At 68.3% G+C, this 19,800-nt stretch carries 18 protein-coding genes; 9 read left to right on the top strand and 9 right to left on the bottom strand.

Annotated features, from left to right (window positions below; all coding sequences use genetic code 11):
* Positions 1–112: 112 nt before the first annotated feature.
* On the bottom strand, positions 113–643 hold the full coding sequence (locus ATCM_RS00330) for a GNAT family N-acetyltransferase (protein WP_132862314.1): 531 nt from the start codon (positions 641–643) through the stop codon (positions 113–115).
* A 234-nt stretch (positions 644–877) separates the two neighbouring features.
* The gene (locus tag ATCM_RS00325; RefSeq protein WP_132866016.1) at positions 878–2,860 is read right to left on the bottom strand and encodes a UvrD-helicase domain-containing protein; all 1,983 of its coding nucleotides are present in this window, start codon (positions 2,858–2,860) and stop codon (positions 878–880) included.
* 76 nt (positions 2,861–2,936) lie between these two features.
* Between ATCM_RS00325 and ATCM_RS00320 the strand changes: the two genes are divergently transcribed.
* Positions 2,937–3,557, top strand: coding sequence for a thymidine kinase (locus ATCM_RS00320; RefSeq protein ID WP_132862313.1), 621 nt, complete (start codon positions 2,937–2,939; stop codon positions 3,555–3,557).
* Positions 3,558–3,747: 190 nt separating this feature from the next.
* On the opposite strand, the gene ATCM_RS00315 is transcribed toward ATCM_RS00320, so the two are convergent.
* The 4 genes from ATCM_RS00315 to ATCM_RS00300 form a co-directional block, all read right to left on the bottom strand.
* On the bottom strand, positions 3,748–5,349 hold the full coding sequence (locus ATCM_RS00315; RefSeq protein WP_132862312.1) for a glucan biosynthesis protein D: 1,602 nt from the start codon (positions 5,347–5,349) through the stop codon (positions 3,748–3,750).
* A 268-nt stretch (positions 5,350–5,617) separates the two neighbouring features.
* Positions 5,618–6,430: a bifunctional DNA-formamidopyrimidine glycosylase/DNA-(apurinic or apyrimidinic site) lyase gene (mutM, locus tag ATCM_RS00310; RefSeq protein WP_132862311.1), complete on the bottom strand. Its 813-nt coding sequence runs from the start codon at positions 6,428–6,430 to the stop codon at positions 5,618–5,620.
* A gap of 154 nt (positions 6,431–6,584) precedes the next feature.
* Positions 6,585–6,914, bottom strand: a complete 330-nt coding sequence (locus ATCM_RS00305; protein ID WP_132862310.1) for a hypothetical protein — start codon at positions 6,912–6,914, stop codon at positions 6,585–6,587.
* Positions 6,911–8,113, bottom strand: coding sequence for a fatty acid desaturase (locus ATCM_RS00300; RefSeq protein ID WP_132862309.1), 1,203 nt, complete (start codon positions 8,111–8,113; stop codon positions 6,911–6,913). Before ATCM_RS00300 ends, ATCM_RS00305 begins: the two co-directional genes overlap by 4 nt.
* A gap of 127 nt (positions 8,114–8,240) precedes the next feature.
* Here ATCM_RS00300 and ATCM_RS00295 point away from each other — a divergent pair, with 127 nt between their 5' ends.
* Both ATCM_RS00295 and ATCM_RS00290 read left to right on the top strand, forming a co-directional pair.
* The gene (locus tag ATCM_RS00295; RefSeq protein ID WP_132862308.1) at positions 8,241–9,059 is read left to right on the top strand and encodes an ATP-binding cassette domain-containing protein; all 819 of its coding nucleotides are present in this window, start codon (positions 8,241–8,243) and stop codon (positions 9,057–9,059) included.
* 87 nt (positions 9,060–9,146) lie between these two features.
* Positions 9,147–9,986 (top strand): phosphatase PAP2 family protein, encoded by an 840-nt coding sequence (locus tag ATCM_RS00290; RefSeq protein ID WP_132862307.1) that lies wholly within the window; start codon positions 9,147–9,149, stop codon positions 9,984–9,986.
* Between the two features lie 96 nt (positions 9,987–10,082).
* On the opposite strand, the gene ATCM_RS00285 is transcribed toward ATCM_RS00290, so the two are convergent.
* Positions 10,083–12,386 (bottom strand): TonB-dependent receptor, encoded by a 2,304-nt coding sequence (locus ATCM_RS00285; protein ID WP_132862306.1) that lies wholly within the window; start codon positions 12,384–12,386, stop codon positions 10,083–10,085.
* A gap of 174 nt (positions 12,387–12,560) precedes the next feature.
* Here ATCM_RS00285 and ATCM_RS00280 point away from each other — a divergent pair, with 174 nt between their 5' ends.
* From ATCM_RS00280 to ATCM_RS00270, 3 genes are all read left to right on the top strand, one after another.
* Positions 12,561–13,574: a TIGR00266 family protein gene (locus tag ATCM_RS00280; RefSeq protein ID WP_132862305.1), complete on the top strand. Its 1,014-nt coding sequence runs from the start codon at positions 12,561–12,563 to the stop codon at positions 13,572–13,574.
* A 120-nt stretch (positions 13,575–13,694) separates the two neighbouring features.
* Positions 13,695–14,297, top strand: a complete 603-nt coding sequence (locus ATCM_RS00275; RefSeq protein WP_132862304.1) for a DUF4234 domain-containing protein — start codon at positions 13,695–13,697, stop codon at positions 14,295–14,297.
* Positions 14,298–14,406: 109 nt separating this feature from the next.
* Positions 14,407–15,444, top strand: a complete 1,038-nt coding sequence (locus ATCM_RS00270; RefSeq protein ID WP_207911836.1) for a patatin-like phospholipase family protein — start codon at positions 14,407–14,409, stop codon at positions 15,442–15,444.
* A 78-nt stretch (positions 15,445–15,522) separates the two neighbouring features.
* Here the strand turns inward: ATCM_RS00270 and ATCM_RS00265 are convergent, their stop codons facing one another.
* Positions 15,523–16,008: an Lrp/AsnC family transcriptional regulator gene (locus ATCM_RS00265; protein ID WP_132862302.1), complete on the bottom strand. Its 486-nt coding sequence runs from the start codon at positions 16,006–16,008 to the stop codon at positions 15,523–15,525.
* Positions 16,009–16,140: 132 nt separating this feature from the next.
* Here ATCM_RS00265 and phhA point away from each other — a divergent pair, with 132 nt between their 5' ends.
* The gene (gene phhA, locus ATCM_RS00260) at positions 16,141–17,031 is read left to right on the top strand and encodes a phenylalanine 4-monooxygenase (RefSeq protein ID WP_132862301.1); all 891 of its coding nucleotides are present in this window, start codon (positions 16,141–16,143) and stop codon (positions 17,029–17,031) included.
* Positions 17,032–17,076: 45 nt separating this feature from the next.
* Here phhA and ATCM_RS00255 read toward each other — a convergent pair whose 3' ends face one another.
* Complete coding sequence (locus tag ATCM_RS00255; RefSeq protein ID WP_132862300.1) at positions 17,077–17,811, bottom strand: hypothetical protein; 735 nt, start codon at positions 17,809–17,811, stop codon at positions 17,077–17,079.
* Positions 17,812–17,978: 167 nt separating this feature from the next.
* Here ATCM_RS00255 and ATCM_RS00250 point away from each other — a divergent pair, with 167 nt between their 5' ends.
* Together ATCM_RS00250 and ATCM_RS00245 are read left to right on the top strand one after the other, a co-directional pair.
* Positions 17,979–19,085, top strand: coding sequence for a histidine kinase (locus tag ATCM_RS00250; RefSeq protein WP_132862299.1), 1,107 nt, complete (start codon positions 17,979–17,981; stop codon positions 19,083–19,085).
* Positions 19,082–19,717, top strand: coding sequence for a response regulator transcription factor (locus ATCM_RS00245; protein ID WP_132862298.1), 636 nt, complete (start codon positions 19,082–19,084; stop codon positions 19,715–19,717). The genes ATCM_RS00250 and ATCM_RS00245 overlap by 4 nt, the downstream gene beginning before the upstream one ends.
* Positions 19,718–19,800 lie beyond the last annotated feature (83 nt).

Below are 19,800 nucleotides of genomic sequence, written 5' to 3'. Positions count from 1 at the left end.
AGAAGCAAAACCCTGCTGACCTCAGCGACACAGTGCCTAGCCCGAACCCTCATCCGCCCTTCGGGCACCTTCTCCCGCAGGGAGAAGGGCGGCTACGACGATGCCTGGAAGTTCAGTCCGCCCCCTCCGCCAGTAAAAACAGGAACAACTCCTCGTCCTTGCCCGGCAGCGTCACCACGCCGTCCGCCACGAACCCCAGCTTCTCCAGCAGCGCCACCGAGCGCGCATTGCCCTTGGACACGATCGCGCACAGCGTCCCGATGCGCAGCGCATCGCGCGCGTACGCCACCACCGCGCGCGCGGCTTCCAGCGCGTAGCCGCGCCCGCCGAATTCCCCCAGCAGCGCGTAACCCACGTCGACGTGGGCCAGGCCATCACGACGCACCAACCCGGCATTGCCCATCCACGCACCGTCCTCGCGCCGCTCGATCACGTACATGCCGAAGCCGTTGGCCACGTAGCTGGCGAACGGGCCATTGCGGATGTAGTCGCGGGCCTGCTCCTGCGTGCGCACGCCGCGGTCGCCGATGTACTGGTGGAAACCCGGCTCGTTGAGCAGGGCCAGCATGCCGGCCGCGTCGGTGTCGTCATCGCGCAGCAGGCGCAGGGTGAGGCGTTCGGTCTGGATCAGGGGTTGGGGCATTGCCGGGTTCCGTGCGGGATGTGCAGGCCGAGCTTACCGCTCCCCGGCCCTCCCCTCCGCCTGCGGCGCAAGGGAGGGAGCAAAGCGGCACACGTTGACCTGACCGACCGTCATGATCCGCCCCCTCCCTTTGCCGAAGGCAAGGGGGTGAAGAGGAGCGTTTGCACGCCACTGGCGTGCGGTCTGATGAACGCCCGAAGGCTGCGTCTGAGGGCCGGGCGGGCTGGGGAGGGGTCAGTCAAACAACGCCTGGATCGCCGCCAACCCCGCCTTCGCGCGCTCCTGCTTGTGCGCGGCATCGGCCACCGGGTCGGCACCATCGCGCTGGATCTCACTGGCCGGCAACTCATCGAAGAAGCGGCTGGGCTTGAGCCGGATGTGCTCGCCGAACTTGCGGGTCAGGCGGCTGAAGCTCATCCACAGCTGCACCTTGGCGCGGGTGATACCCACGTACAGCAGGCGGCGCTCTTCCTGCAGGTTGCCCTCGTCCAGGCTGACCTGGTGCGGCAGCACGCCGTCCTCGCAGCCAACGATGAACACATACGGGAACTCCAGTCCCTTGGATGCATGCAGCGTCATCATCCGCACCTGGTTGCCGCCGTCGTCCTTGTCGTTGCGCGAGATCAGCGCCAGCTGCGCGGCCATGTCGGCGGCGCTGGCACCGCGCGGGCCGCTCTCGAACCACGAGGCCAGTTCCTCGACGTTGTTGGCACGGCGCTCGTAGCTGGTGGTGTCCTTGGCCTGGTGGCGCATTTCCGCCAGCAGGCCGGAGTCCTTGGCCACGCGCCGCACCAGGTCACCCGAGCTCATCTGGCGCATGTCCATGCGCAGCGCGCGCAGGATGTCGGTGAACTTGCTCAGGCTGTTGGCCGCGCGCGGCGGCAGCTGCGCCAGCGCGCCCATCGCCTCGGCGGCCTGCGCCATCGGCATGCCCTTCTCCGAGGCCAGCTCGGCCAGCTTGGCCAGCGTGCTGGCGCCGACGTCGCGCTTGGGCGACTGCACCGCGCGCATGAATGCGGTGTCGTCGTCCGGGTTCACCAGCAGGCGCAGCCAGGACAGCGTGTCCTTCACCTCCTGCCGCTCCAGGAACACCGTGCCGCCGTTGAGGTGGTACGGCACGCCGACCAGCTGCATCGCCTTTTCCAGCGGCCGCGACTGGAAGTTGCCGCGGAACAGGATGCAGAAATCACTCCACGGGATCTTGCGGTTGGTGGCCAGGAAATGGATCTCCGAGGCCACCTTCTCCGCCTCGTGCTCGCTGTTGCGGCACTCCCACACGCGGATGCGCTCGCCGTCGGCCTGGTCGGACCACAGCGTCTTCAGGTGTTCGTGCGGGTTGTGCGCGATCAAGGCGTTGGCCGCGCGCAGCACGCGGTTGGAGCAGCGGTAGTTCTGCTCCAGCTTGATGATCTTCAGCGCCGGGTAGTCGCGGCCCATCTGCTGCAGGTTTTCCGGGTTGGCGCCACGCCAGGCGTAGATCGACTGGTCGTCGTCCCCCACGCAGGTGAAGTTGCCACGCGGCCCGGCCAGTTGCTTGAGCAGCCGGTACTGGGCGTCGTTGGTGTCCTGGCATTCGTCCACCAGCAGGTAGCCGATGCGCTCGCGCCAGGCCAGGGCGATGTCCGGGTTCTCTTCCAGCACCTGCACCGGCAGGCGGATCAGGTCATCGAAGTCCACCGCGTTGAACGAGGTCAGACGCGCCTGGTAAAGCTCGTAGACCATGGCCGCGTTCTTCTCGCGGCTGCTGCGCGCCGCCGCCATCGCCTGCTCCGGCGACAGGCCGGCGTTCTTGGCCCGCGAGATCAGGTTCTTGATGTCCTCGATGTCGTCGGGCTTGGCATTGCTGCCGCCCAGCAGGTCCTTGATCTGGCCGTTGGCGTCATCGGCATCGAAGATCGAGAAGTTGCGCTTCAACCCCACCTGTTCATGTTCGATCTGCAGGAACTTCAGCCCCAGCGCGTGGAACGTGCAGATGGTCACCTCGGCGGCATCCTCCGCGCGCAGGCGCTTGGCCACGCGCTCGCGCATTTCCTTGGCCGACTTGTTGGTGAAGGTGATCGCCGCGATGCGCCGGGCCGGGTAGCGGTTGCTGCCGATCAGGTGGGCGATTTTCTCGACGATCACGCGCGTCTTGCCGCTGCCTGCACCGGCCAGCACCAGCAGGGGACCTTCGGCGTGCACCGCCGCCGCGCGTTGGGGGGGATTGAGGGAGTCCAGCATGGGGTCGGATCACTAGCAGGCCGGCAGTGTAATCCATCGCCCGTGAGCGCCGGCCGGCGCGGTAAAATGGCCCATGGCCAAGCTTTATTTCTACTACTCGGCGATGAACGCCGGCAAGACCACCACCCTGCTGCAGTCCGCCCACAACTACCGTGAGCGCGGCATGCGGGTGGCCCTGCTCACCCCGCGCCTGGACCACCGCGCCGGCGCCGGCGTGGTCGCCTCGCGGATCGGCCTGCAGGCCGAAGCCACCGCCTTCGAGCACGACACCGACCTGCAGAAGCTGATCGAGCAGGACATCGCCCGCCACGGCAAGCTTGGCTGCGTGCTGGTGGACGAGGCCCAGTTCCTGAGCAAGGCGCAGGTCTGGCAGCTGTCCGAGGTGGTCGATGAGCTGCGCATCCCGGTGCTGTGCTACGGCCTGCGCACCGACTTCCGCGGCGAGCTGTTCGAGGGCAGCCAGTACCTGCTGGCCTGGGCCGACGAGATGCAGGAGATCAAGACCATCTGCCACAGCGGCAAGAAGGCGACGATGACCGTGCGCGTGGACGAAAACGGCTTCGCCGTGCAGGACGGCCCGCAGGTGGAGATCGGCGGCAACGAGCGCTACGTGTCGGTCAGCCGCGCCGAGTTCAAGAAGATCACGCGCGGTGAAGGGCGCATCGACCCGATGCAGGCGCCGCTGCCGTTGTGAGGTGATGTGCGGAGGGCACAGGCATTACCCCTCCCCAACCCTCCCCTTGGCTGCGCCAAAGGGAGAGGGTGATTTCTGCAGGTCGGTCGAATCACGGTGAAGCCCCGCTTCTGCCCCCTCCCTTTGGCGCAGCCAAGGGGAGGGTTGGGGAGAGTTGGGGAGGGGTGCCTCAAGCAGGGACTCGAGCCAATCAATACAGCGTCCGCTCCGGCGCACCGGCCGGCGGCGGGCTGTACTGGTAGAGCCAGGTCTCGGTCAGGGTCTTGCCGCCGCTGCGCAGGTACAGGCGGACGTCGATCTGGTCGTAACTGCCTTCCGGCGGCACCAGATCGAACATGGCGCGGTAGCCCTTGATCTCGCGCAGCGGCCGCGCCGAGACGATCTCGACCTTGCCGCGGCTGGTTTCCACCACCGCCTCGACCTCGGCCTTGTCGATCAGGCCGGCCAGCTCACCGCCTTCGAAGTCCACCGCGAAGCGCCACGAGAAATACTCGCGCTTCTTGCCGATGACCCCGCCCAGGCCGGTGCGGCTGGCCACGCAATGCGCCAGCGGTGGCCGTGCCGGCGGCTGCGCGCCCCAGTACAGGCGGTAGCCGACCAGCAGTTCCTGGCCCGGCTGCGGCTTGGCCTTCGGGTTCCAGAACGCAACGATGTTGTCGAAGGTCTCATCGACGGTGGGGATCTCCACCAGCTGTACCGAACCCTCGCCCCACTGCCCCTTCGGCTCCACCCACAGGCAGGGGCGCTTCTCGTAGAACACGCCATCGTCCTGGTAGTGGTCGAAGTTGCGGTCACGCTGCAGCAGGCCGAAGCCGCGCGGGTTGTTGTCCACGAACATGTTGAAGCGCAGTTGCCGCGGGTTGCACAGCGGGCGCCAGATCCATTCGCCGGCACCGTTCCACATCGACAGGCCATCGGTGTCGTGGATCTCCGGACGCCAATCCCAATCCATGCGGCGGTCGTTCTCGCCGACCTGGTACATGCTGGTGCACGGCGCGATGCCCAGCCGCTCGATCTGCTTGCGCGGGTACAGCGCGCTGTCGATGTCCATCAACAGAACGTCGCCATTGGTGATCGCGAAGCGATACGCGCCGGCCACGCTGGGCGAATCGAGCAGGCCGTAGACGACGAGCGTGTTGGAGTCGCCGCTGGGCTGCTCCAGGTAATAGGCGATGAAGTCGGGGAATTCCTCCGGCCTGCCCATGCCGGTGTCGATCGCCAGCCCGCGCGCGGACTGGCCGTATTGGCCTTCCTTGCCGACCGCGCGGAAATAGCTCGCGCCGAGGAAGGCGGCGAAGTCGCGGTCGGTGTCGGCGCGGGTGTTCAGGCGGAAACCGGCGAAACCGAGGTCCGCAGGCAGGCGCTTGCCGTGCACGCCGCTGTTGCCGTAGTCGAACGCATCACCGTCGTAGGCCAGCTCCTGCGCCTTGCCATCGGCCACGTCGAACATGCGCACCGGCGAATGGAAATACAGCCCCAGGTGGAAGAACTTGGCCTGGAACTTGCCCGGCTGGTTGGCCCACAGGGCGTGGTCCTGGCGGTAGCGGATGGACTGGTACTGGTCCCAGTCCAGCGCTTCCAGCTCGGCCGGCAAGGTGCGCTTGTGGCTCTGGTACGGCGCGGCCGCCAGCGCCCGCGCCTGGCCCTTGAGCGCGGCGAAATCGAAGGGCTGTGGCTGGCCGATGCGGCGCAGGCCCAACTGCGCCGTCGTGGCCGCGCAGGCGGCGAAGGAGGGCAGGCCGAAGGCCGCCAGTGCGGCGGCGGCATTGCGCAGGAAATCACGGCGTTGCATGCAGTCGTCCGGAGCAAAAAAGGTTGCGCATGATAGGCATACGCCGGCTAACTCTGGAGTGAGCGCCTGCGCGGGGCCGTGGGTAGATCAACCGCAACAGCACCCCTCCCCGGCCCTCCCCTTGGCGATGCCAAAGGGAGGGGGCAAAAGCAGGGTTGCGCTGCCACCTGCCCGACCTGCAGGAACCACCCCCTCCCTTGCGCAGCAGGGGAGGGTCGGGGAGGGGTGCCGTTACGGTTGCAATTGCCCCTGCCCCGCCGCCAGCCACTCACCGCTGGCAATGCCCGCACCACACCGTCGCCCGCTGGCCGATGGTGGCGTGGCGCAGCGGGCGCCCGCACTGCTTGCAGGCCTCCCCCTCGCGCCCGTACACCAACAGCTCCTGCTCGAAGTAGCCCGGTGCACCGTCAGGGCTGATGAAGTCACGCAGCGTGGTGCCGCCGCGCACGATGGCGTGACCGAGGATGGCCTTCACCGCATCGGCCAGCCGCTGGTAGCGCGCACGCGAGACCTTGCCCGCTTCGCGCAGCGGGTTGATGCCCGCCATGAACAGGCTTTCGGCCGCGTAGATGTTGCCCACCCCGACGACGATGCCCTGGTCCATCAGGAAGGTCTTCACCGCCGCGCTGCGGCCACGGCTGCGCTGGAACAGGTAGTCGCCGTCGAAGTCATCATCCAGCGGCTCCGGGCCCAGGCCGCGCAGCAGTTCATGGGTTTCCCCGGTCGGTTGCCACAGCAGGCAACCGAACCGGCGCGGGTCGTTGAAGCGCAGCAGGCGGCCGTCCTCCAGGCTGATGTCGACGTGGTCGTGCGCACGCACCGGCGTATCGCCGGGCAGCACGCGCAGGCTGCCGGACATGCCCAGGTGCAACACCGCGCTGCCCGCTTCGGTGTCCAGCAGCAGGTACTTGGCACGGCGGCGGATCGCGGCGATGCGCTGGCCCGGCAGCTCGGCCTCGATCTCCGCCGGGATCGGCCAGCGCAGGTCCGGCCGGCGCAGGATCACGCCATGGATGCGCCGTCCCTGCAGGTGTGGCTCCAGCCCACGGCGGGTGGTTTCTACTTCGGGTAATTCGGGCATGTCGCGTTCCAGAATCGTTTTTCGTAGGAGCGGCCTCGGCCGCGAAGCTGGCGTTGTTGAACGACCCGCTTCAACCGCCGATGTGCATTGCCTTGCCAGTGCAGGACGTGGTTTCGGTTCCGCGGCCACCGCCGCCCCTGCGCCGCGCCGTCGCTCAACGCGGCGGTGCCATCAGCTCGCGGGCGCTGAGGAACCCGTCGCCATTGGCGTCCTGCCGCGCGAACCGCGCCAGGATCACCTGCCGCTGTTCCTCGCGGGTGATCGGCTTGCCACGGCCACCGGGTTGTTCTTCCGGCTCCAGCACGCCATTGCCGTTGCGGTCCATGCGGTCGAAGGCGTACAGCATCCACTGCAGGTACTCGTCCGGGCTGACCTTGCCGTCGCCATCGGCGTCCATGCGTTGCAGGTATTCGTGGGTGTCCTGTACCTGCGCCATCGCCGGGCCGGCCAGCAGCAGGCCCACCAGCACCGTCACCGTCCTCATGCGGCGCTGAGCGCGTAGCCCTTCAGGCGCGCGGCATAGGCCTGCAGCACCGCACTGCCACTGGCCTCGGCGTCCTGGCACCACTGCTGCAGCTGGCGCAGGCGCTCGGCGGCATCGTGGCTGCGGGCCTCCAGCAGGGCCGACAAGCGCGCACGGTAGTCGACCAGCAGCTGGATGCGCGGGCGCTGCTGCACCCAGTCCTGCAACTGCTCGCGGCAGGCCGGCTTGAGCCAACGGCCATCGTTGACCAGGCCCTTGCGCAGGCGCCGCGGCAGCAGCTTGCGCAGCTTGGCACCGGCGGCGATGGCCTCATCCTTCAGGGCCGGGGCGAACACGTTGCGCTGGTAGTCGGTCATCGCCTGGAAGCGGTGCGAGAGCAGCGCCTTGAGCGTGTCGGCATCGGGCACGGCGATGTTGGGGCGGATGTCCATGCTCGGTGCCACGCGCAGCACCTTGGCCAGGCGCAGCGCCTGCAGCAGGCGGATCGCCTGCCAGCCGATGTCGAACTCCCAGCGCCGCATCGAGAAGCGCGCCGAGCTCGGGAAGGCGTGGTGGTTGTTGTGCAGCTCCTCGCCGCCGATCCAGAACGCCCATGGGGTGAGATTGGTGGAGGTGTCGGCCGACTCGAAGTTGCGGTAGCCCCACCAGTGGCCCAGGCCGTTGACCACACCGGCGGCCCAGAACGGGATCCACGCCATCTGGATCGCCCACAGCGCGATGCCCGGCAGGCCGAACAGCACCGCGTTGACCACGAACAACAGCACCGGCCCGAGGTTGGCGTGCGGCGTGTACAGGTGCCGCTCGATCCAGTCCTCCGGTGCGCCGCGCCCGTACTGCTCGATGTCGCCGCGCAGCGCGCGGGCTTCGCGGTACAGCTCCACGCCGCGCCAGAACACGCGGTCGATGCCCTTGGTCACCGGGCTGTGCGGGTCGTCCTCGGTCTCGACCTTGGCGTGGTGCTTGCGGTGGATGGCCACCCACTCGCGGGTGATCATCGAGGTGGTCAGCCACACCCAGAAGCGGAAGAAGTGGGCGATGAGCGGATGGAAATCCACGCCGCGGTGGGCCTGGCTGCGGTGCAGGTACAGGGTCACCGCGAAGATGGTCAGCTGGGTGACCACCAGCAGCACCGCCAGCATGCCCCACCAGCCCAGGCCGGCGATGCCACCAGTGAGGAAATCAAACAGGGCGTCAGGCATGGCGGGACTCCGTGGCAGGTCGGTGCCAGATGAAACAACCGCTACACATGATGGGGGCTGTCGGCGCAAACTTCATCCACCGGCGGGTCGTCCGTTGGTCGAATCCTCAGCTGCCGCTCACCTCCTGATGTCCATCGCCCCCGCCGCCAGCCCGGCCCCCCTGATCGAACTGGACCATGCCTGCGTCATCCGCGGCCAGGTCCGCGTCCTGCATGAATTGAACCTGCGCATCGAGCAGGGACAGCACACGGCGATCCTCGGCCCCAACGGCTGCGGCAAATCCTCGTTCATCAAGCTGATCACCCGTGAGCTGTACCCGCTGGCACGTGCGGACGGTCACATTCCGGTGCAGGTGCTGGGCCAGACCCGCTGGCAGGTGGACCGGCTTCGCTCGCAGCTGGGCATCGTCACCGGCGACCTGTCCAGCAACCTGTCCGACATGCCCGGGTTGAGCGTGGAGGAAGCGGTGATCTCCGGCTTCTTCGCCAGCTACGTGGTGCCGGCGCACCGCGACGTCACCGAGGCCATGCGCCAGCGTGCCCGCCAGGCGCTGGAGCTTGCCCGCGCCCTGCCGCTGCTGGGCCGCAGCTACGCCGAGCTGTCGGCCGGGGAAACCCGCCGCGTGCTGATCGCGCGGGCGCTGGTCAACCAGCCACGCGCCCTGCTGCTGGACGAACCCTCCACCGGGCTGGACCTGATCTCGCGCCAGCACCTGGTCGACACCATGCAGCACCTGGCCCGGCAGGGCATCACCCTGGTGCTGGTCACCCACCACATCGAGGAAGTGATCCCGGAAATCGGCCGCGTGGTGCTGATGAAGGGTGGCCGCATCCTGGCCGACGGCCCGCGCGCGGAGCTGTTGTGCTCCGGGCCGCTGTCCGAGCTGTTCGGCGGGCCGGTCCAGGTCCGCGAGGACGAAGGCCGGCTGACCGCCTGGGTCGGGTAAACGGGCCATCGCCGCTGCCCCGATCCACCGGGGCGGTGCCGGCAATGCGATGATGCCGGTCCGTTCCGTCGTTTCCGCCGTACCCGAATGTCCCGTACCCGCTTCCCGCTGCGCCTCGCCGCAGCCGCTTCGCTGGCCGCCGCCCTGGCCGCCTGTTCCAGCACTCCCACCCGTTCCGGTGCGCCGGACGAGGACCCCACCCAGCACGCCAGCGGCTACCTGCAGGGCGATGCCATTCCCGACAGCCTGGCGCTGAGCCCGGCCCCGCCGGCCCCGGGCTCGGTCTGGGCGCAGCTGGACGAGGCCGTGGCCCGCGAGGCCATCGGCATGCGCGGCAGCGCGCGCTTCCAGCAGGCCCATGCCGACGCCGACCTGTCCTTCCCGGCCGGCGCCGAGCAGTTCAGCTGCGCGCTGGGCGTGGCGGTCACCGCGCAGGACACGCCGACGCTGTACACCCTGCTCGAACGCAGCCGCATCGATGCCAGCGCCGCCACCAAGGCCGCCAAGCACCACTACCAGCGCCCGCGTCCGTTCATGGTCAACAACGAGCCGACCTGCACGCCGGAGGACGAGCAGGACCTGCGCAAGAGTGGCTCCTACCCGTCCGGGCACACCTCGATCGGCTGGGCCTGGGCGTTGATCCTGGCCGAGATCGATCCGGAGCACGCCACCGCCCTGATCGAGCGCGGCCGCAACTACGGCCACAGCCGGCTGGTCTGCAACGTGCACTGGTTCAGCGACGTGCAGCAGGGACGCTTCATGGGTGCGGCCACGGTCGCCCGCCTGCACGACAACCCCGAGTTCGTCGCCGACCTGGCCAAGGCACGCCGCGAGCTGGCGTACGCCCGCACGCTGAAGCAGTCGTTGCCGCGCGACTGCGCCGCCGAGACCGCCGCGCTCACCTCCGACATCTCCGAAGCACGCTGAGCAATGCCGGGGAGTGCCGGGCCATGCTCGGCACTACGGAAACGAAGAAGGCGCGGATTGCTCCGCGCCTTCTTCGTTCAACCTGCAGACCGGCGCTTAGAAGCGGGTCTTGAACTCCACGCCCCACAGGCGCGGCTCGTTGATGAAGCCGGTGAGGTTGTTGAAGTCGATGCCGCCGGTGGCGCGGATCTGGTTGGTGATGTTGCGGCCGTACAACGCCACGTCGTAGTCCCCGTCGTTCCACTGGTAGCCCAGGCGCAGGCCGCCTTCCAGCAACGACTTGCCGGTGAATTCCCTGGACTCATACAGGAAGAAATTCACTTCGCTGCGGTACGCCCAGTCGGTGAACACGTAGAACTGCGCACCGTCGGCCAGCGGCAGCGACCAGCGTGCGGTCAGGTTGTGGGTCCACTGCGGTGCCTGCGGTAGCGCGTTGCCGTTGATCCGCGCCTTGCCATCGATGACAGGGTTGGTCACGGTGCACGAGAAGCACGGTGCAACGCTGAGATCGGCGTCCTTGATCTCGGTGTGGTTGTACCCGCTGCCCAGCGTGACCAGCAGGTTGTCGGTCAGGTAGGCCTGCAGGTCCAGCTCGAAGCCCTGGCCCACGCTCTTGTCGGCGTTGAGCAGGATGTTGGCGTTACCCAGCTCGCCGCCCACGGCGGTCAGCTGCTGGTCCTTGACCCGGTAGTGGTAGACGCTGGCATTCAGGCGTGCACGGTTGTCCCAGAAGTCCGCCTTCACGCCGGCCTCGAAGGACAGCACGGTTTCCGGGTCGGCCACGGTCTTGTCGTTGAAGGCGCCGGCCGACTGGATCGAGCTGCCGCGGAAGCCGGTGGCAACGCGCCCGTAGACGTTGACGGTGTCGTTGACGGCGTAGGTGGCCGAGAAGTCCCAGTTGAACTTCTTGTCCTTGGTCGAGGCCGACAGGTACGGGTCCACCGCGTCACCGCGGGCGAAGGCCGCCTGCTGGGCGGCGAGCAGGCCGGCCAGGTCGCACTTGGCCGACAGCACGCACGGGGAGAAGCCGGTGTTCCAGTAGTCCTTGACCACCAGGTCCTTCTTGTCGACGGTGTAACGCGCGCCGGCGCGCAGCTCCAGCTTGTCGGTGGCCTGGAAGGTCACCCCACCGAACGCCGCCCAGGCATCGTTGGTCTGGTTGATGCGCTGGAAGCCATCCTGCCTGCTGCCGTTGGTGGTGTCGTAGCTGTAGCTGTCGACGTCGTAGTCTTCCTTGAAATAGAACAGGCCGGCCTGCCAGTTCAGCGGCCCGTCGTTGAGCGATTCCAGGCGCAGTTCCTGCGTCCACTGCGAATGGCTCGGGATGCCATCGGCGGTTTCGGAGGCAAACGGCACCTCAGGGGTGAAGTACGGGCCGGAGGTGCCGTCGATGTCACCCACGCTGTAGGTATCCACGGTTTCGTAGCCGGTGATCGAGGACAGCTTGAGGTTGCCGAAGTCCCAGCTCAGGCGCGCGTTGGCACCGCTGCTGTCCAGCTCGGAGTGGTTCAGGCCATCGATGGACACCTTGTCCTCGTCGAAGCCGGCGACGAAGTCGTTCGTGCCCGGCTTGAAGATGTTGCCGCGGAACAGGCGCGCGGTGCCGTTGAGGTGGCGCTTGTGCGCACCCAGCAGCGCCTCGAAGTTGTCGCCCTCGTACAGGAACTGCACGCGCACGGCGGACTCGTCATAGCCTTCCAGGCCGTCGTTCGGGCCGGTGCCGGTGTTCTTCACCCAATCGTCGCGACGCTGGTACAGCGCCGACACGCGGGCCGACCAGCGCGCGCTCAGCGCGCCGCCGACAGCGGCCTCGACGTTCCACAGGTTGTCACTGCCGTAGCCGACCTTGCCGTAGCCGTTGAACTCCTGGGTCGGGCGCACCGAGTCGAACTTCACCACGCCGGCCGGGGTGTTGCGGCCGAACAGCGAGCCCTGCGGGCCGCGCAGCACTTCCACCTGCTCCACGTCGAAGATCGGGAAGCCCTTCAGGATCGGGTTCTCCTGCACCACGTCGTCGTACACCAGCGACACCGGCTGCGAGGTGTTCAGGCGGAAATCGGTGTTGCCGTAACCGCGGATGTAGAAGCGCGGGAACGCACGGCCGAACGAGGATTCGATGTTGAGGCTGGGCACGCGGCCGGACAGGTAGCGCACGTCGGTGCCGCCGGAGGCCAGCGCGTCGAGCTTCTCGCCGCTGACGGTGCTGATCGAGACCGGCACGTCCTGGATGTTCTCCACCTTGCGCGCGGCCGTGACCTTCACGGCGTCCAGCGTGGCGGCTTCCTTCTGTGCGGGGGTGGCGTCCTGGGCCATCGCGACCAGGGGGAGCAGGGCGGCTACAGCGACGAACAGCGGATGCGCAGCCGGGAAGCGGCCGCGGACGGTACGGGTCGGGGACATGGCGAAGAAGGGCCTGTTGGGAGGAATGGGGAACTGCGCCTAGCACGGAATTGTTGCAGTACAACATTCGTATCGCAATCGTTCAGGTATTCAGACGCATGACGCCTGTCAGGGGTGAAAAAGCCACCGCACTGCATAGACTTGGGCTTCCTTACCCACACCAGGCGATGCGCCATGACCCAGTGGTATTTCCATGTTCCCGGCCAGTCCGACCGGGTCGGCCCGCTCGATGAGGCAGCGGCCCGCGCCTACGCCCAGGCCAACCGCCAGGCACTGGCCTGGCGGACCGGCATGCAGGGCTGGCAGCCGGTCGGCGAAATCGCCGAGTTCGGCGGCCAGGCCGCCCCGCCGCCGATGCCGCCGCCGGTCGGGGGCAACCGTAGCCGGGCCGATGATATCGACTTCCGCATCGTCGGCCATGAGATGCAGTTCGTCGAAATCGAACTGGACCCGGGCGAGAGTGCCATCGCCGAAGCCGGCGCGCTGATGTTCAAGGACGCCTCCGTGCAGATGGACACCGTGTTCGGCGACGGCCGCCACGAGGGCCAGGGCGGCGGCTTCATGGACAAGCTGCTGTCGGCCGGCAAGCGCGTGATCACCGGTGAAAGCCTGTTCGCCACCGTCTACACCCATACCGGCCAGGGCAAGGCCAAGGTCGCTTTCGCCGCGCCCTACCCCGGCACGGTGCTGGCCATGAAGCTGGACCAGCACGGCGGCAAGCTGGTCTGCCAGAAGGACAGCTTCCTGGCCGGCGCCCGTGGCGTGCAGGTCGGCGTGCACCTGCAGCGCAAGGTGATGACCGGCCTGTTCGGCGGCGAGGGGTTCATCATGCAGAAGCTGGAGGGCGACGGCTGGGTGTTCGTGCACGCCGGTGGCTGCGTGGTCGAACGCGAGCTGGCCGCCGGCGAGCGCATCGACGTGGATACCGGCTGCGTGGTGGCCTACCACGCCGGCGTGGACATGGACGTGCGCCGCGTCGCCGGCCTGAAGAGCATGTTCTTCGGTGGCGAAGGCGTGTTCCTGGCCACCCTGACCGGCCCGGGCAAGGTATGGCTGCAGTCGCTGCCGTTCTCGCGCCTGGCCGGCCGCATGTTCGCCGCCGCCCCGCAGGGCGGTGGCCAGAGCCGCGGCGAAGGCTCGGTGCTGGGCGGGCTGGGCCGCATCCTGGACGGTGACAACCGCTTCTGAAGCCGTCATGGTCCCTGGCCCGGGGGCGCTGTGCCTGCCCGGGCGACGCCTGGCGTCCTTGCCTGTGCGTGGCCGGTTGTCTACCCTCCGCGTTCGTTTTCCGGGGGGAACCGGCCACGCATGGACGCACACGACAATATCTACATCTACGCACCCCCACAGGTGCCACTGGAAACCCGCTCCGCCGAGCGCCCGGCACTGCCGCCGTTCTACGTGGTGTCCCTCCGCAAGCTGGTGCTGCTTTCCATCGCCACCGTGGGGCTGTATTCGCTGTACTGGTTCTGGCGGCACTGGAAGCTGCACAAGCTCGACCGGAAGCTGGACATCTGGCCGGTCCCGCGCGCCATCTTCGCCATCTTCTTCGCGCATGGCCTGAACGAGGAAATCGACCACCGGCTGCGGCGCGCGGGCCAGCGCCACGACTGGTCGCCGGGCACGTGGGCCACGGTGTACGTGGTCTCGGCGATCATCGGGCAGATCATCAGCCGCCTCCCGGATGCCATGCTGGCACCGGGCCCGAGTTTCGGATTGGCCATGCTGACCGTCGGCGGCGGCACGCTGGCGATGGTCCAGGCCCAGCGCGCGGCCAACCTGGCCTGCGGCGACCCGACGGGCTCGGCCAATGCCCGGCTCACGCCGCTGAACTGGCTGTGGCTGGTGCTCGGCGGCCTGTTCTGGTTGCTGGTGCTGGTGGGCCTGGCGCTTCCCCTGGGCGACAGCTGAGCCGGGGCCCCCTGGCCCAGCGAAGCCCCGCCTAAACGGCGCGGCCACCGGCACGGTCCCTGCCCGGCGCAAAGCGCTATGCTGGCGCCCTTTTCAACGCCCCCTGTTCATCATGAAGCCGCGCAACGCCCGCCTGCTGCTGTCCCTTGCCCTGTTCGGCCTGCTGGCCGCATGCGGTGGTGAAAACACCAAGCCGACGCCGCCGCAGGCGGCGCGACCGAGCACCCCGCTCAAGCCGGTGAAGATCGGCGTGGCGCTGGGCGGCGGCGCGGCCAAGGGCTTCGCCCACATCGGCGTGATCAAGATGCTCGAAGCCAACGGCTTCGAGCCGGTGGTGGTGTCCGGCACCAGCGCCGGCAGCGTGGTCGGCGCGCTGTACGCCAGCGGCATGGATGCCTTCCAGATGCAGCAGAAGGCCGTGGCCCTGGACGAGGCCAGCATCCGCGACGTGCGCCTGTTCTCCGGCGGCCTGGTACAGGGCCAGAAGCTGCAGGACTACGTCAACGCCCAGGTCGGCAACAAGCCCGCCGAACAGCTGCGCAAGCCGTTCGCGGCGGTCGCCACGCAGCTGGAGACCGGTGACCGCGCGGTGTTCGTGCGCGGCAACGTCGGCCAGGCGGTGCGTGCTTCCAGCTCCATCCCCGGCGTGTTCGAACCGGTCACCATCGGCGGCAAGACCTACGTCGACGGCGGCGTGGTCAGCCCGGTGCCGGTGGATGCCGCGCGCCAGCTCGGCGCCGAGTTCGTCATCGCCGTGGACATCTCCAGCCGCGCCAACGGCCAGCGCCCGACCAGCCTGCTCGGTGCGGTCAACCAGTCCATCACCATCATGGGCCAGCGCCTGGGCGAGCAGGAGCTGGGCCGCGCCGACGTGGTGATCCGCCCGGCGGTGCTGGACATCGGTGCGGCCGATTTCGAGCAGCGCGGCCGCGCCATCCTGGAAGGCGAGAAGGCCGCGATGGCCGCGATGCCGCAGATCCGCGCCGGCGTTGCCCGCCTGCAGCAGGCCCAGGCCACGGCGATCCGCACCGCCGAAGCCCGCACCGCCGCCGCCCAGGCCGAAGCCCATCAGCGTTGCCAGGACAGCCGTTCGCGCATCGAGAAGCTGCGCGGCGTGGTCAAGGACTGCAGCGCCCCGGCGCGTTGATGCTTCAAGCCGATCCCCTTGGCCCCTGGCCAGAGGGAACGGCCATGGCCCCTTCCCGGGTCAGGAGAAGGGGCAGGATCAAACCCGCCCCAGCTGCGACAGCGGCAGCGCGCGGAACTCCTTGACCGTGCGCAGCACGAAGCTGGAGTTGACGTCGGCCACGCCGGCCGCATCGAGCAGCTTGTCCAGCAGGAAGGCCGAGAAGTGGTCCAGGTCGCGCACGTAGACGTGCAGCAGGTAGTCCATGTCGCCGGTGAGCGCGTGGCAGGCCACCACTTCATCCCACAGCTGCACCGCCTCCACGAAATGATTGATGGCCGCCTGGCCGTGCTTGGACAGCTGCACCCGTACGAACGCCTGCAGGCCCAGCCCGATCGCGCGCGGCTCCAGGCGAGCGCCATAGCCGGCAATGACACCCTCCGCTTCCAGCCGTTGCACCCGCCGCAGGCAGGCGGACGGTGACAGGTTCACCCGTGCTGCGAGCTCGGCATTGGTGGCGCGCCCATGCTGCTGTATTTCGGCAAGAAGCCGAAGATCCGTGCGATCAAATGTGATTGAAGCCATGTTTGTTGCTCCGCAACATTGAATTGCCGCAACAATATTGCGCCAGGAGCCGCTGACGGCGCAATTTCGCAAACCTGTTGCGCGGCAGGCTTCCTACCATGCGGTTATCTATTCCCTTATGGAGCTGCCGCCATGGAAGCCAACCCGCGCCGCGTCGAACACCAGCAGACCGACAAGGGTTACGTGCCGGTCTATACCACCGCCGTGGTGGAGCAGCCGTGGGACAGCTACAGCGCCGACGACCATGCCACCTGGAGCACGCTGTACCAGCGCCAGCGCGAGCTGCTGGTCGGCCGTGCCTGCCAGGAGTTCCTGGACGCGCAGGACGAAATGGGCATGAGCGAGCACATGATCCCGCGCTTCGACCAGCTCAACGAAGTGCTGGGGGCCGCCACCGGCTGGACCCTGGTCGGCGTGGAAGGCCTGCTGCCGGAACTGGATTTCTTCGACCACCTGGCCAACCGCCGCTTCCCGGTGACGTGGTGGATCCGCCGCCCGGACCAGATCGACTACATCGCCGAGCCGGACCTGTTCCACGACCTGTTCGGCCACGTGCCGCTGCTGATGAACCCGGTGTTCGCCGACTACATGGCCGCCTACGGCCGTGGCGGGGTCAAGGCGCATGCGATCGGCCCGGAGGCACTGCAGAACCTGACCCGCCTGTACTGGTACACGGTGGAGTTCGGCCTGATCAACACCGCCGACGGGTTGCGCATCTACGGTGCCGGCATCGTCTCGTCCAAGGGCGAATCGCTGTACTCGCTGGAGTCGGCCGCGCCCAACCGCATTGGCTTCGACCTGGAGCGGATCATGCGCACCCGCTACCGCATCGACACCTTCCAGAAGAGCTACTTCGTGATCGACGGCTTCGAGCAGCTGATGGCCGCCACCGACCCGGACTTCACCCCGATCTACGCGCGGCTGGCCGCGCAGGAGCACTTCCCGGCCGGTGACGTGCAGGACGGCGACCGCGTGTTCCAGCGCGGCACCGGCGAAGGCTGGGCCAGCGACGGCGACGTCTGAGCCACGCAGCGCCTCCACGCTCCCGGGGACCGCGGCCGCCGGCACTCACTCCGCCGGCGATTGCATCCGCGGCGACGGCGTCGGCCGGGCTCCGCGGCGCCCGCCGTACTTGCGGTTCAAGCCGTAGCCGATGAGCACGGCCACCAGCACCGGCGCCGCCCACGGGAACAGCTCGATCAGCAGCGGCGGCACGCGCGTGTGCGACTGCAGCCACTGCCACACCGGGCGCATGCCGATGCTCAGGAACGCCACATGGGTGGCAATGCCCGCCCCCAGCATCGACTGGTAGTGCTGGCGGAACGCCCAGTCCGGCCGCCCCGGGCCACGGCGGCTGAAGTTCCACATGCGCCAGCCTGCCCACAGGCCGATCACCGAAAAGCCCAGGAACAGCATCTGGCCGCGCTGCACGCCCACCACCAGCACCGCCCCTGCCAGCAGCACCATCGGCCACAACGCCAGCTTCCAGCCCACGCGCGCCACCATCCGCTTCCAGTCGCGCTTGTCGGTGACCGCCCGCCACGCCAGCCAGCTGGCATTGCCGGTGATGGCGATCAGGTACGCCAGGAACAGCGCGGTCAACGGCTGGTGGCGGAAGAAGGCGAACTGCACGGTGATCGGCACTGCGGTGACCACGATGGCGGCCATCGCCCCCAGGTACACCTTGCCGAGCAGGCGGTGGCGCGGTGAGCCCTTCTTCATCAGCGCCGCGGCCCAGAACCCGGCCAGCGCGACCACACCGGCCACCACGTGCAACATGACGATCAACGAATATCCAGGCATGACGGCGTTCTCTCCAGGCAATGCCGTCCGGATGCAACGGCTGGTACACAGGCTCGCGCAGGCGACGGCGCGCGGGCAGTCACCGCGGTCACCCGCGGACCCTGCCGGAAGTCACTTTCTGCATCCACCCCCTTGCCGCCGGCGTTGCGCGCCACCAGCATGCCGGCATGGAAATCGGCCCTCTGCCGCGCTGGCGCGGACTCCTCCACCCCCTCAACCTCGCCGGCCTGCTCACCTGGCTGGCGGTGGCCTTCACCCTGCGCTACGGCGAGGCCGCGCAGCTGCCGTGGCGCTGGGGCTGCGCGGCGGTGTTCCTTGCAGCCTTCCTGGTCGCCACCGCGCTGCCGCACCGGACCTGGCAGCGCAAGGTGTTGCTGCTGGTTGAAGCGGTGAGCGCGCTGGCGCTGATCCGGCTGGCCCACTACAGCGGCGTGGCGCCGGCCCTGCTGGTGATGCTGGCCGCGCAGATCGCCGCCACCTGGCCGCTGCGCATCACGCTGCTGCTCATCGCCGCGGTGAACGTGGGCATGTACCTGGTCCTGCGCGACGTGCACGCGCATGCCGGCGTGGTGGTGCTGATCTTCGCCGGCTTCCAGGCCTTCGCCATGCTGACCACCCACTACGCGCACAGCGCCGAGCAGGCACGCGACCGCCTGGCGCTGGTCAACGCCGACCTGCTCGCCACCCGCGCCCTGCTCGCGGAAAGTTCGCGCGATGCCGAACGGCTGCGGCTCTCGCGCGAACTGCACGATGTGGCCGGCCACAAGCTCACCGCGTTGCGCCTGCAGCTGCGCGCGCTGGCCGGGCGCAGCGACGCGCCGGCCGAACTGGCCCTGTGCGAGCAGCTTTCGGCCGAACTGCTGGGGGACATCCGGGCGGTGGTGCATTCCCTGCGCGATGGCGGCCAGCTCGACATCGCCACCGCGCTGCGTGCGCTGGCCGCACCGCTGCCGCGGCCCCGCCTGCACCTGGCGATGGACGAGGCGGTGCAGGTAAGCACCACCGCCAAGGCCGAAACCCTGCTGCGCTGCGTGCAGGAAGCGTTGACCAACAGCGCCCGCCATGGCGAAGCACAGGTCCTGCAGGTGACACTGCACCAACACGAAGGGAGATTGCTGCTGGACATGCACGACGATGGCAGGCTGCGCGGCCAACTGCGCGAAGGCAACGGACTGACCGGCATGCGCGAGCGCGTGGCGGAGCAGCATGGCACGCTGGAACTGCAACGCACCGCCACCGGCGCACTGCACATCCACGTGGAGCTGCCGGCATGAACACCCGCCCCCGCATCGCCCTGGTCGACGACCAGGCGCTGATCCGCGCCGGCCTGCGCGCCTTGCTGCAGCAGCAGGGCGTGGAGATCGTGTTCGAGGCCGACAGCGGCCAGGCCCTGCTGGAGCAGCTGCCGCATCAACCGGTGCAGCTGATCGTCTCGGACATCCGCATGCCCGGCATGGACGGCATCCAGGCACTGCAGGCACTGCGCGAGCGCGGCGACGCCACGCCCTGCCTGTTCCTGACCACCTTCGATGAAAGCGACCTGCTGCTGCGCGCCACCGACGCCGGCGCACAGGGCTTCCTGCTCAAGGACGCCGCGCCGGAGGACCTGCGCCAGGCCATCGACCGCATCATCGCCGGCACCCCCCTGCTGCAGCCGGTCAGCACCGACCCGGTGCGGCAGCGCTACCGCTATCACGCCGATGACGCGCCGAAGGAGCTGTTCAGCCAGAAGGAAGTGGCGGTACTGCGGTTGATGGCCGGCGGCTACAGCAACCGCGAGATCGCCGGCAGCCTGTTCCTGGCCGAGGGCACGGTGAAGAACTACGTATCGACCATCCTGGACAAGCTCGATACCCGCGACCGTACGCGGGCAGTGCTGAAAGCCATCACGCTGCGGATCATCTGAGGCGCACGCATGACCGCCCCCTCCCTTGCGTAGCAGGGGCTGGGGAGGGGTGCCTTTCACGACAGACCCAATCACCGCGTCAA

Source organism: Stenotrophomonas sp. ATCM1_4 (assembly GCF_004348115.1).
Classification (GTDB): Bacteria; Pseudomonadota; Gammaproteobacteria; order Xanthomonadales; family Xanthomonadaceae; genus Stenotrophomonas; species Stenotrophomonas capsici.
Note: the sequence above shows the minus strand (reverse complement) of the source record. Positions and strands in the feature narration are given on the sequence as shown.